This is a genomic window from Variovorax sp. Varisp85, assembly GCF_047304045.1.
Taxonomy (GTDB): Bacteria; Pseudomonadota; Gammaproteobacteria; order Burkholderiales; family Burkholderiaceae_C; genus Variovorax.
In genome coordinates this window covers 1-11,855 of sequence record NZ_JBGLYN010000063.1, presented here as the reverse complement: position 1 = coordinate 11,855, position 11,855 = coordinate 1, and the positions used below count along the sequence as shown (strand labels likewise).

General features: G+C 68.0%; 11 protein-coding genes and 1 pseudogene. 8 read left to right on the top strand and 4 right to left on the bottom strand.

Annotation, left to right across the window (positions count from 1 at the left end):
* Nucleotides 1–199: 199 nt before the first annotated feature.
* From ACCC97_RS21820 to araD, 3 genes are read right to left on the bottom strand one after another with little or no spacing between them, the layout of a single operon-like run.
* Nucleotides 200–1,180 (bottom strand): Bug family tripartite tricarboxylate transporter substrate binding protein, encoded by a 981-nt coding sequence (locus ACCC97_RS21820; RefSeq protein WP_007832053.1) that lies wholly within the window; start codon nucleotides 1,178–1,180, stop codon nucleotides 200–202.
* Nucleotides 1,181–1,219: 39 nt separating this feature from the next.
* Nucleotides 1,220–1,930 (bottom strand): ribonuclease activity regulator RraA, encoded by a 711-nt coding sequence (locus tag ACCC97_RS21815; protein WP_007832051.1) that lies wholly within the window; start codon nucleotides 1,928–1,930, stop codon nucleotides 1,220–1,222.
* Nucleotides 1,931–1,976: 46 nt separating this feature from the next.
* Nucleotides 1,977–3,704: an L-arabinonate dehydratase gene (gene araD, locus ACCC97_RS21810; protein WP_413334982.1), complete on the bottom strand. Its 1,728-nt coding sequence runs from the start codon at nucleotides 3,702–3,704 to the stop codon at nucleotides 1,977–1,979.
* 94 nt (nucleotides 3,705–3,798) lie between these two features.
* Between araD and ACCC97_RS21805 the strand changes: the two genes are divergently transcribed.
* Entirely contained in the window at nucleotides 3,799–4,491 is a 693-nt protein-coding gene (locus ACCC97_RS21805) for a GntR family transcriptional regulator (protein ID WP_007832047.1), read from the top strand.
* Nucleotides 4,492–4,735: 244 nt separating this feature from the next.
* Here the strand turns inward: ACCC97_RS21805 and ACCC97_RS21800 are convergent, their stop codons facing one another.
* Nucleotides 4,736–5,179 carry a universal stress protein gene (locus tag ACCC97_RS21800; RefSeq protein ID WP_413334980.1) on the bottom strand — a complete coding sequence of 148 codons (444 nt, stop codon included), beginning with the start codon at nucleotides 5,177–5,179 and terminating at the stop codon, nucleotides 4,736–4,738.
* Between the two features lie 101 nt (nucleotides 5,180–5,280).
* On the opposite strand from ACCC97_RS21800, the gene ACCC97_RS21795 reads away from it, so the two are divergent.
* The 7 genes and pseudogenes from ACCC97_RS21795 to ACCC97_RS21765 all read left to right on the top strand — a co-directional run.
* Entirely contained in the window at nucleotides 5,281–7,608 is a 2,328-nt protein-coding gene (locus ACCC97_RS21795; protein ID WP_413334978.1) for a heavy metal translocating P-type ATPase, read from the top strand.
* Entirely contained in the window at nucleotides 7,608–7,745 is a 138-nt protein-coding gene (ccoS, locus tag ACCC97_RS21790; protein WP_007832042.1) for a cbb3-type cytochrome oxidase assembly protein CcoS, read from the top strand. The genes ACCC97_RS21795 and ccoS overlap by 1 nt, the downstream gene beginning before the upstream one ends.
* Nucleotides 7,746–7,810: 65 nt before the next feature.
* The gene (gene ccoN / locus ACCC97_RS21785) at nucleotides 7,811–9,250 is read left to right on the top strand and encodes a cytochrome-c oxidase, cbb3-type subunit I (RefSeq protein ID WP_007832041.1); all 1,440 of its coding nucleotides are present in this window, start codon (nucleotides 7,811–7,813) and stop codon (nucleotides 9,248–9,250) included.
* A gap of 9 nt (nucleotides 9,251–9,259) precedes the next feature.
* Nucleotides 9,260–9,898, top strand: coding sequence for a cytochrome-c oxidase, cbb3-type subunit II (gene ccoO / locus ACCC97_RS21780; protein WP_007832040.1), 639 nt, complete (start codon nucleotides 9,260–9,262; stop codon nucleotides 9,896–9,898).
* Between the two features lie 14 nt (nucleotides 9,899–9,912).
* The gene (locus ACCC97_RS21775) at nucleotides 9,913–10,053 is read left to right on the top strand and encodes a cbb3-type cytochrome oxidase subunit 3 (protein WP_007832039.1); all 141 of its coding nucleotides are present in this window, start codon (nucleotides 9,913–9,915) and stop codon (nucleotides 10,051–10,053) included.
* Between the two features lie 13 nt (nucleotides 10,054–10,066).
* Complete coding sequence (ccoP, locus tag ACCC97_RS21770) at nucleotides 10,067–10,981, top strand: cytochrome-c oxidase, cbb3-type subunit III (protein WP_007832038.1); 915 nt, start codon at nucleotides 10,067–10,069, stop codon at nucleotides 10,979–10,981.
* 22 nt (nucleotides 10,982–11,003) lie between these two features.
* Nucleotides 11,004–11,837, top strand: a pseudogene (locus tag ACCC97_RS21765) (4Fe-4S dicluster domain-containing protein); the annotation flags it as partial.
* Between the last annotated feature and the right edge of the window lie 18 nt (nucleotides 11,838–11,855).

Genomic DNA, 11,855 nt, shown 5'->3' with positions numbered 1-11,855 from the left:
CTGATAGTGGCCCTGAGAGGTGGCAAAGTCCAGTTCGACGGCGATGGGCACGCCGTAGGACCCGGACTACCTGCGTGAGCGCAGCTACGCGCACAACCGGGTACCCAGCGTGAGCCCGCCCAGCTCGGCGTGCGCGAGTGCCTCGCGCGCTACCCGCTCATGGCTGCAGGCCGCCACGAGGGGGAGGGAAGGGGGTCTGTCAGTCGGCCACGGCGCCCGATTTCTTCACCAGTGCGGCCCAGCGCGGAATCTCCCTGGCCATGTGATCACGCAGTTCTTCCGGCGTACTTCCCACGATCTCCATCGCCAACTGGTCCGAGAGCCGGGCCTGCACATCGGGCTGCTTGAGCGCCTTGACGATTTCGGCATTCAGGCGCTGGACGATCGGCTTGGGCGTGCCCTTGGGTGCGTACACGGCCTGCCACGACGACATCTCGAAGCCGGGAATGCCCGATTCGATCATGGTCGGCAACTCGGGCGTCAGGGCGATGCGCTTGCCCGTGGTCACGGCCAGCAGCTTGAGCTTGCCGCTCTTCACCAGCGGCAGTGCGGCCGTCACCTGGTCGAACATGAAGGGCACCAGCCCAGCGGCCACGTCGGTCATGGCCGGCGGCGTGCCCTTGTACGGCACGTGGGTGAGCTTCACGCCGATGAGGTCGCCGAACATTTCGCCGGCCAGGTGGGTGGAGGTGCCGGCGCCGGAAGAGGCAAAGGTGCGCTTGCTCTCGTCTTTCTTCAGCAGTGCCACCAGTTCGGCCACCGAGTTCACGCCGAGCTGGCTGTTGACGATCAGCACGTTGGGCAGGCGCGCGACCAGCGAGACGGGCTCGAAGTCCTTCATTGGGTCGTAGGGCAGGTTCTTGTACAGGCTCGCGTTGATGGCGTGCGTGCTGATGGTGCCGCCAAGCAGCGTGTAGCCATCGGGCTTGGCCTTGGCGACATAGGCCGCGCCGATGCCGCCGGCCTGGCCGGGCTTGTTGTCGACCACGACCGACTGCTTGAGGCTGTCGCCCAGCTTCTGGGCCAGCGTGCGCGCCACGATATCGGTGGATCCGCCGGCGGTGAAGGGCACGACGTAGACGATCGGCTTGGCGGCCGGCCAATCGGAGGCCTGGGCCCAGGTGGCCACGGGGGCGAGCGCAGCCAGGAACAGCGCCGCGGCGCCACGGATGAATTTCATGGATTTGTCTCCTCGGGAATTGGGGAAAGAGAAAGGGCTTCAGCGGCCGCGGGCGCTGCGCCAGGACGCGAAGTCGGTGCGGCTTTGTTCCTCGGTGGGCGGATACAGGCCGAGGATGGAGCGGCCTTCGAGCACCTTTTCCTGCACGAAGTCCTCGAAGGCGGTCATCTCGGTCGCTTCGGCGGCGATCTCGTCGGCCATGTGGGCCGGAATGACGATCACGCCCTCCGCGTCGCCCACGATCACGTCGCCGGGGAACACCGGCGCGTCGCCGCAGCCGATGGGCACGTTGATGTCGATGGCCTGGTGCAGCGTGAGGTTGGTCGGCGCGCTCGGGCGGCGGTGGTAGGCCGGGAAGCCCAGCTTGGCAATGTCGGGGCTGTCGCGGAAGCCCCCGTCCGTGACCACGCCGGCCACGCCACGCTTCATCAGCCGCGTGACCAGAATGCCGCCGGCCGATGCGGCACGCGCATCTTTTCGGCTGTCGATCACCAGCACGGCGCCTTCGGGGCATTGCTCCACCGCCTTGCGCTGCGGATGGTCGCGGTCGAGAAAAACGCTGATCTGGTTCAGGTCTTCGCGCGCCGGCATGTAGCGCAGCGTGAAGGCTTCGCCCACCATGTTCGGCAAGCCGGCGTCGAGCGGTCGCACCTCCTGGATGAACTGGTTGCGCAGGCCGCGCTTGAACAGGGCGGTGCACAGGGTGGCGGTGCTCACCTTCATGAGCAGGTCGCGGGTGGCGGGATTCACGTGTTGTCTCCGTTCTCGAAATTAAAAAAGGGGGAGGGCAGTCGGATCAGAAGATGTCGGGCTCGGGCACCGGCTTGCCGAAGCCGGTTTCGAGGAAGTCGAAGTCGCAGCCTTCGTTGGCCTGCTTGATGTGGCGGCCGAACATCCAGCCGTAGCCGCGCTCGTAGCGCGGCGGCGGCGGCGTCCATGCGGCCCTGCGGCGAGCCAGTTCCGCGTCGTCGACGTCGAGGTGGATGCGCCGTGCGGGCACATCCACGGTGATGCGGTCGCCGGTCTTCACCAGTGCCAGCGGGCCGCCGATGGCCGCCTCGGGCGAGCAGTGCAGCAGGCAGCCGCCGTAGCTGGTGCCGCTCATGCGTGCGTCGGACAGGCGCAGCATGTCTGTCACGCCCTGCCTGAGCAGCTTGGTGGGAATCGGCAGCATGCCCCACTCGGGCATGCCGGCGCCACGCGGGCCGGCATTGCGCAGCACCAGGATGTCGTCGGCCGTCACGTCGAGTTCGGGGTCGTCGACCGCCTTCTTGAGCGACGGATAGTCGTCGAACACCAGTGCGCGGCCGGTGTGCCGCAGCAGGTGCGGCGCGCAGGCGCTGGGCTTGATCACGACGCCGTCGGGCGCGAGGTTGCCGCGCAGCACGGCCAGCGCGCCTTCGGCGTAGATGGGGTTGGCGAGCGGCCGGATGACGTCGTCGTTGTAGACCTCGGCGCCCGCGATGTTCTCGCCGAGGGTGCGGCCGTTGACCGTCAGCGCCTCGGTCTTCAGGTGGCCGCGGATGCGCTCCAGCATCGCCGGCAGGCCGCCGGCGTAGAAGAAGTCTTCCATCAGGTAGGCGTCGCCGCTGGGGCGGATGTTGGCGATGACGGGCACGCGGCGGCTGAAGTCGTCGAAGGCGTCCAGGCTCACTGCATGGCCGGCGCGGCGTGACATCGCGATCAGGTGGACGATGGCGTTGGTGCTGCAGCCCATGGCCATCGCGCAGGCGATGCCGTTCTCGAAGCTGGCGCGCGTGAGCATCTTCGCGGGCGTCCAGTCTTCCCACACCATGTCGACGATGCGGCGGCCGCAGTCGGCGCTCATGCGGATGTGGTTGGCGTCGGCCGCGGGAATGCTGGAGGCGCCCGGCAGGGTCAGTCCGACGGCCTCGGCGATGCCCATCATGGTGGCCGCGGTGCCCATGGTCATGCAGGTGCCGTGGCTGCGCGCGATGCCTGCTTCCATCTCCGCCCAGGCCTGGTCGCTCAGCCGGCCGGCGCGGCGCTCGTCCCAGTACTTGAAGGCGTCGGAGCCCGAGCCCAGCACCTTGCCCTTCCAGTTGCCGCGCAGCATGGGGCCGGCGGGCAGGTAGATGAAGGGAATGCCCATGCTGATCGCGCCCATCGTGAGGCCGGGCGTGGTCTTGTCGCAGCCGCCCATCAGCACCGCGCCGTCCACCGGGTGGCTGCGCAGCAGCTCTTCCGTTTCCATGGCCAGGAAGTTGCGATAGAGCATGGTGGTGGGCTTGACCATGCTTTCCGACAGCGAGATAGCCGGCAGCTCGAGCGGGAAGCCACCGGCCTGCAGGATGCCGCGCTTGACGTCCTCCACCCGCTGCTTGAAGTGCGAGTGGCACTGGTTGGCATCGCTCCAGGTGTTGACGATGGCGATGAGCGGCTTGCCCATCCAGTCGGCGTGGCTGTAGCCCATCTGCAGCACGCGCGAGCGGTGGCCGAAGGAACGGAAGTCGTCGGGTGCGAACCAGCGTGCGCTGCGCAGGGATTCGTAGTGGCGTTTCATGGGGGTTGTCTCTGTGGGCGCAAGGCGCGGCTGGGCAAGGTCGGCGGGATTAAAACACTAATATATTAGTACGTCAATGCCACAATCCGGCCCGATGAGTGCACTTCCCAAATTTCGACTCGACCGCACCCGCCTCGCCGCGCCGCAGGTGACGGAGAAGCTGCGCGACGCCATCCTCTCGCTGGACCTGGTGCCGGGTACCGTGCTGGCGCGGCAGGAACTGGCCGACCGCTTCGGCGTGAGCCAGACCCCGGTGCGCGAAGCGCTGCTGCGGCTCAACGAGGAAGGGCTGGTGGACGTGTTCCCGCAGCACGCCACGCTGGTCAGCCGCATCGACATCGCGGCGGCCCGGGAGGCGCATTTCCTGCGCCGCTCGATCGAGCTGGAGCTGGTGCACCAGCTCGCGCTGGAGCCGCCGGCGGGGCTGGTCGAGCAGATGAAGGCCGTCATCGCGCAGCAGGCGGCGTTGTCGACGGCACAGCGCTATGGCGATTTCGTCGGCGCCGACCGCGCCTTCCATCACCTGATGTACGAGGCCGGCGGCGTCGCCAGCCTGTGGGAACTGGTAGGGCGTGTCTCGGGCCACGTCGACAGGCTGCGCCGCCTGCACCTGCCCACCGCCGGCAAGACCGAGGCGATCCTGCGCGACCACCGCGCCATCGTGCGCGGCATCGAGGCAAGGGACCCGGCGGCGGCGCAAGCGGCATTGCGCCGGCACCTGTCGGGCACGCTCAGCGCGGTGGACGAGATCTGCCGGCAATATCCGGACTACGTGGCCACGTCCTGATCCGCGCTCAAGGCCGCCAAGGTGGTGGACCGGCTGCCGGGCACGATCCTCGTGGACGCGGACGAAGCCGGAGTCGCTTCCGTGGTTCGGAAGAACAAGAACTGGACCTTCTCGCCGCAGCGCAGCGCGAGCATCGCCCCTGCGCATCGGCGGATTCGGCGGGCCGCCTAGCGGCAGCATCGATCGAGAAAAAGCCCGGCATGCCGGGCTTTTTTCGGCTCCTCGCCGATCGGCACGGGGCCTGCTACCGCAACACCAGCACCGGCAGCAGCGAGCGCGTCAGGACTTGCTGGGTTTCACTTCCCAGCAAGAGGCGCCTGATGCCCTTGCGCCCGTGCGACGCCATCACGATGAGATCGCTCCTGTTCTTCTTCGCGGCCGCGATGATCGATTCGGCGACCAGGTCGGAGCTGGCCTGGGCCGTCCTGATGCGCACGCCCTGTGCCAGCGCCCGGTCGCGAACGGCGTCGAGCGTCGCCTGCGCCTTGTCCGCCCACTGCTTCTCGATGCGGCCGATGTCTTCGGCCGAGAACGACATCGACCCCTCGAAGAAGCTCTTCGGATAGCGGGGAACGACGGTCAGCGCGACCAGGTCCGCGTCGTTCTGGGCCGCCAGCGCGATCGCGCTCTTGACGGCCTTCCTGGAAAGAGCGGACCCGTCGGTGGCGACGAGGATGCGTTTGAACATGGGAATCTCCGGGAGGCGTGCTGCCGAGGTTAGGCACACCCGGGCCGGCGGGCTTGACGCAGATCAAACGGCTTGCGAGGCACCGCCCTTAGCCTCGCCCGATGAATGCCGCGCTCGCCCCCCAGTACGCCCCGATCCCATCGCTTCCTTCCCCTGTCGACGAGGCATGGCAGGTGCTGGACGACCCCGGCGAATGGCCCGGCTTCGGCCGCCCACTGGACGCGGCCGACGGCTGCTGGGAATCACAGGTGGTGGTCGAGGGCATGCACTGCGCGGCCTGCGCCTTCACCGTCGAGGCCGCGCTGCGCCAGGTGCCCGGCGTGAGCGACGTGCAGGTCAACGCGGCGAGCCGGCGCGCGCGCATCGTGTGGTCGCCGGCCGTGACCCGGCCGTCCCGCTGGTTCGAGGCCTGCGCGAAGGCAGGCTACGCGCTGCTGCCGGGCGGCGACCGGTCCGCGAGTGCCCTGCGCGAGCGCGAATCGCGGCTGGCCCTGTGGCGCTGGCTGGTCTCGGGCCTGTGCATGATGCAGGTGATGATGTACGCCTACCCGGCCTACATCGCGCGCCCCGGCGACATGAGCGCCGATGCGGCGCAACTCCTGCGCTGGGCCTCCTGGGTGCTGACGCTGCCGGTGGTGCTCTTCTCCTGCGGACCCTTCTTCCGAAGCGCATGGCGCGACCTGCGCATCGGCCGCATCGGCATGGACCTGCCCGTGGCCTTCGGCGTGCTGATCACCTTCGCCGTCAGCAGCGCGGCAACCTTCGATCGCGCGGGGCCGCTGGGGCACGAGGTCTATTTCGATTCGCTGACGATGTTCGTCTTCTTCCTGCTCACCGGCCGCTGGCTCGAGGCGCGGCTGCGCAACCGAACGGCGGGCGCGCTCGAAGCGCTGATGCACCGGCTGCCCGACAGCGTGGAGCGCCTGGAGGCCAATGGTGGATGGGTGCGCGTGACGGTGCGGCGCCTTGCCGTGGGAGACGTGGTGCGCGTACGACCGGGCGAGGCCTTTCCGGCCGACGGCGTGGTGATCGAGGGCGACACCTGCGCCGACGAGGCCCTGCTCACAGGCGAGTCTCGTCCCGTGCCTCGTCCGTGCGGCAGCCGCGTGCTGGCGGGCAGCCACAACCTCGGGGTCCTGGTGCAGGTGCGCATCGAGTCGGTGGGCGAGGGCACGCGCTTCGCGCAGATCGTGCGGCTGATGGACGGAGCCGCCCTAGGCAAGCCGCGGCTCGCGCAACTGGCCGACCGCGTGGCGCGGCCCTTCCTCTGGGCTGTGCTGGCCGCTGCGGCGGCCGCCGCGCTGGTGTGGTGGCACATCGACCCGGGACGGGCGCTGATGGTGGCCGTGGCCGTGCTGATCGTTACCTGCCCCTGCGCGCTGTCGCTGGCCACGCCGGCCGCCATGCTGGCGAGCGCGAGCGCGCTGGCGCGCGGCGGCGTGCTGGCCTCGAACCTGCAGGCGCTCGAAGCACTGGCTTCCGTCGACACGGTGGTGTTCGACAAGACCGGCACGCTCACCGGCGGCACGCCGCGGCTGGAGCGCGTGTACTGCCGGCGCGGGCTGATGCCCGGCGATGCGCTGGAGATCGGCGCGGCGCTCGGGGCGCAGTCGCTGCATCCGGCCGCGCGCGCGCTCGCCAGCGCATGGCAAGCCCAATTCCGCGCGCTGCCCGACTGGAAGGTGCTGCACCTGGCGGAGACGGCAGGGCAGGGCATCGAAGCCCACGTTGTCCGCAGCAGCGGAAGCGACCGCACTGCGCATCCGCTGCGCCTCGGCGCCGCGGCCTTCTGCGACGTGCCCGCATTGCAGGTCGATGCTCTGCAGATCCACATGAGCGACGACCAGGGCTGGCTCGCGAGCTTCGTCCTGGCGGAGGAACTGCGCGCCGATGCCGCCGAAGCCGTGGCGGCGCTCAAGGAACAGGGCATCGCGGTGCGCCTGCTGTCGGGCGACCGCGACGCGGCGGTGCGCGCCGTTGCGGCGCATGCCGGCATTGCCGCGGCGCAGGGCGACTGCACGCCCGAAGACAAGCTCGAAGTGCTTTGGCAGTTGCAAGCCGCGGGCCGCGAGGTGGCCATGGTCGGCGACGGGCTCAACGATGGCCCGAGCCTGGCGCGCGCCAACGCCTCGTTCGCCTTTGGCGATGCGGTTCCGCTGTCGCGCTCGCGTGCCGACTTCGTGGTGCCTGGCGGCGCGCTGTCGGCTGTGCCAAGGGCCATCGCGCAGGCTCGCCGCACGCTGCGCGTAGTGCGGCAGAACCTGTTCTGGGCCGCGGCCTACAACGCGCTGTGCGTACCGCTGGCGGTGGCGGGCTGGCTGCCCGCGTGGCTCGCCGGCCTGGGTATGGCCGCGAGCTCGCTGGTGGTGGTGCTGAACGCGGCGCGGCTGGCCGCACCGGGTGCCGACGTGAAGAGGGCGGTGGGCTGATGGACATTCTCTTCCTCCTCGTGCCGCTGTCCGTGGTGCTGGTGCTCGCCATCCTCGGCGGGCTTTGGTGGGCCGTCGAGCGCGGCCAGTTCGAGGACATCGAGGTCGAAGGCGACCGCATCCTGCGAAACGATTGATCTGCATCAACCCGACCGGGCGGACCCGCAGGGACACTGCCCGCAAATCATTCGAGGGCATCACGATGCAAACAACGAACCCACCCGCGGCCAGCTACGACGACACCGTCGTGCGGCAGTTCGCGCTCATGTCGGTGGTCTGGGGAGTGGTCGGCATGCTGGTCGGCGTGGTCATCGCGTCGCAGCTGGCCTGGCCCGAGCTCAATCTCGGCATTCCCTGGCTGAGCTACGGCCGGCTTCGCCCGCTGCACACCAACGCGGTGATCTTCGCATTCGGCGGCTGCGCCCTGATGGCCACCAGCTTTCACGTGGTGCAGCGCACCTGCCAGGTCCGGCTGTTCGCGCCGGCGCTCGCGTCCTTTGTGTTCTGGGGCTGGCAACTGGTCATCGTGGCGGCCGCCATCAGCCTGCCCATGGGCTACACCAGTGGCAAGGAATACGCCGAACTCGAATGGCCCATCGACCTGCTGATCGCCGTGGTCTGGGTGGCCTACGCCATCGTGTTCTTCGGCACCATCGGCATGCGCAAGGTGCGCCACATCTACGTGGCCAACTGGTTCTTCGGAGCCTTCATCATCGCGGTGGCGCTGCTGCACATCGTCAACAGCGCCGAGGTGCCCGCCGGCTGGATGAAGAGCTACTCGGCCTACGCGGGCGTGCAGGACGCGATGGTGCAGTGGTGGTACGGCCACAACGCGGTGGGCTTCTTCCTCACGGCCGGCTTCCTGGGAATGATGTACTACTACATCCCCAAGCAGGCGGGCCGGCCGGTGTATTCGTACCGGCTCTCGATCGTGCACTTCTGGGCGCTGATCTTCACCTACATGTGGGCCGGTCCGCACCACCTGCACTACACCGCGCTGCCCGACTGGACGCAGTCGCTGGGCATGGTGTTCTCGCTGATCCTGCTGGCGCCGAGCTGGGGCGGCATGATCAACGGCCTGATGACGCTCTCGGGCGCCTGGCACAAGCTGCGCACCGACCCGATCCTGCGTTTCCTGATCGTCTCGCTGTCGTTCTACGGCATGTCGACCTTCGAGGGGCCGATGATGTCCATCAAGACCGTCAACGCACTGAGCCACTACACCGACTGGACCATCGGCCACGTACACTCCGGGGCGCTGGGCTGGGTGGGCTTCATCACCATGGGCTCGCTGTACTACCTGATCCCGCGCATGTACGGCCGCACCACCATGTACAGCGTGAAGGCCATCGAGGCGCACTTCTGGATCGCCACCGTCGGCATCGTGCTGTACATCGCCGCCATGTGGATCGCCGGCGTGATGCAGGGCCTGATGTGGCGCGCCATCAATCCCGACGGCACGCTCACCTACACCTTCGTGGAGAGCGTGAAGGCGACCTTCCCGTTCTACGTGGTGCGGGCGCTGGGCGGGCTGCTGTACCTCTCGGGGATGCTGGTGATGGCCTGGAACGTCTGGATGACTGTCATCTCGGGCCGCTCGGTGCGCGCCGAGATCCCGCCCGCCGCCATGGCCCACGCCTGAGGACGCACGATGAATCCGAACACACCGAACACACCGAAGACCACCGGCTTCACGCACGAGAAGGTCGAAACCAACAACCTGCTGATGATTGTGCTGATCCTCTTCGTCGTGGCCGTGGGCGGCCTGGTGGAGATCGTGCCGCTCTTCTTCCAGAAGTCGACCACCGAGGCGGTGCAGGGCGTGATGCCGCTCACGCCACTGCAGCTGGCCGGGCGCGACGTCTACCTGCGCGAGGGCTGCTACAACTGCCACTCGCAGATGATCCGGCCCTTCCGCTCGGAGACGCTGCGCTACGGCCACTATTCGGTGGCCGGCGAATTCGTCTACGACCATCCGTTCCAGTGGGGCAGCAAGCGCACCGGCCCCGACCTGCAGCGCGTGGGCGGAAAGTACAGCGACGAGTGGCACCGCATCCACCTGAACAATCCGCGCGACCTGGTGCCCGAGTCGAACATGCCGGCCTATTCATGGCTGGAGAAGAGTGCAATCGACGCCGATGCACTGCCCAGCCACATGCGCGCGCTGCGCAGCGTGGGCGTGCCCTACACCGACGAGGAGATCGCCAAGGCCTCAGACGAGGTGAAGGGCAAGACCGAGATGGAGGCCACCGTGGCCTATCTGCAATCGCTGGGCCTGGCGCTCAAGTAGCGAGGACTGAACACATGATCGACATCACCACCCTGCGCGTCGGCGCCACCGTCGCCTGCTTCATCGTCTTCATCGGCATCGTCGCGTGGGCCTGCGCACGGCGCAACGCGAAGGGCTTCGAGGAAGCCGCACGCCTGCCTTTCGAGCAGGACTGAACGGAGAACCGAGATGAGCGACTTCATCAGTCATTTCTGGTCCGACTACGTCGCGGTGCTCTCGCTGCTGAGCATCGCCGGCTGCGTGCTGCTGTTGTGGCTCACGGCACGCAAGCGCGTAGCGGCCGACGCGGACAACACCACGGGCCACGTGTGGGACGAGGATCTGCGCGAGGCCAACAACCCGCTGCCGCTGTGGTGGGTGGGCCTCTTCGTACTGACCATCGCGTTCGGCCTGGCGTACCTGGCGATCTTTCCGGGACTCGGCAGCTTCAAGGGGCAGTCCGACTGGACCTCGCGCGCCGAGTACGACACCGAGGTCGCCAGGGCCACGCGCGAACTGGCGCCGGTGTACGACAGGTATGCGACCCTGCCGGCGGAAGAGGTTGCGCGAGACCCGCAGGCCAGGGCCATCGGCGAGCGGCTGTTCATGAACAACTGCGCGCAGTGCCATGGCTCCGACGCGCGCGGCAGCAAGGGCTTTCCGAACCTCACGGACAAGGACTGGCTGCACGGCGGTGCGCCCGACAAGATTGTCGAGACCATCACCAAGGGCCGGGTCGGCACGATGCCGCCCATGGCGGCGGCGGTGGGCACGCCGGACGACGTGAAGAACGTCGCCAACTACGTGCTGAGCCTGTCGGGCGAGCCGCACGACTCGCTGCGGGCTGGGCTGGGCAAGCCGAAGTTCACCGCCTGTGCGGCCTGCCACGGCATCGGCGGCGTGGGCAACGAGGCCCTGGGCGCGCCCCGCCTGAACGACAAGATCTGGCTGCATGGCTACGGCGAGGCGGCCATCGTGCAGATGATCAACGAGGGAAAGCACAACGTGATGCCAGCGCAGGAAGGGCGCCTGACCGAGGCGCAGATCAAGCTGCTCGCCTCGTACGTGTGGGCTTTCTCGAACCCGCCGGCGGCCACGCCCTGACTGGCACCGCAGCCGCTGCCTCATGTCTCGCAAGATCATTCCCATCGTCGCCGTGGCCAGCGAAGCCGGCGAGTCCGGAGGGCCCGGCGAAGGCGTCGGTCTCTACGAGGCCTCGAAGAAAATCTACCCCCGCAGCGTGCACGGCATGTTCGCGCGCTGGCGCTGGGCCGTGGTCTTCCTCACGCAGCTTGTCTTCTACGGCCTGCCATGGGTGCAGTGGGGCGAGCGCCAGATGGTGCTCTTCGACCTGGCCGCGCGGCGCTTCTACGTCTTCGGGCTGGTGCTGTACCCGCAGGACCTGATCTACCTCTCGGGCCTGCTGGTCATCAGCGCGCTCTCGCTCTTCCTGTTCACCGCCGTGGCGGGGCGGCTGTGGTGCGGCTATGCCTGTCCGCAAACCGTCTACACCGAGATATTCATGTGGGTGGAACACCGGATAGAGGGAAACCGCACCGCACGCATGCGGCTGGACGCCGAGCCGATGTCGCTCGAGAAGCTGGTGAAGAAATGGTTCAAGCACATCGTGTGGATCGGCATCGCGATGTGGACCGGCTTCACCTTCGTGGGCTACTTCACGCCCATTCGCGAACTTGGCATGGCCTTCCTGCAGACGCAGATGGGATCATGGGAGGTGTTCTGGGTGTTTTTCTACGGCTTCGCGACCTATGGCAACGCCGGCTTCATGCGCGAGCAGGTGTGCAAGTACATGTGCCCCTATGCGCGCTTCCAGAGCGCCATGTTCGACCGCGACACGCTCATCGTCACCTATGACCCGCTGCGCGGGGGGCCGCCCCCCCCCCCCCCCCACGGGCCCCCCCCCCCCCCCCCGGCCCGGGGCGCCCGCCAAGACAGCGGCCCCCGGGAGTAAAAAAAA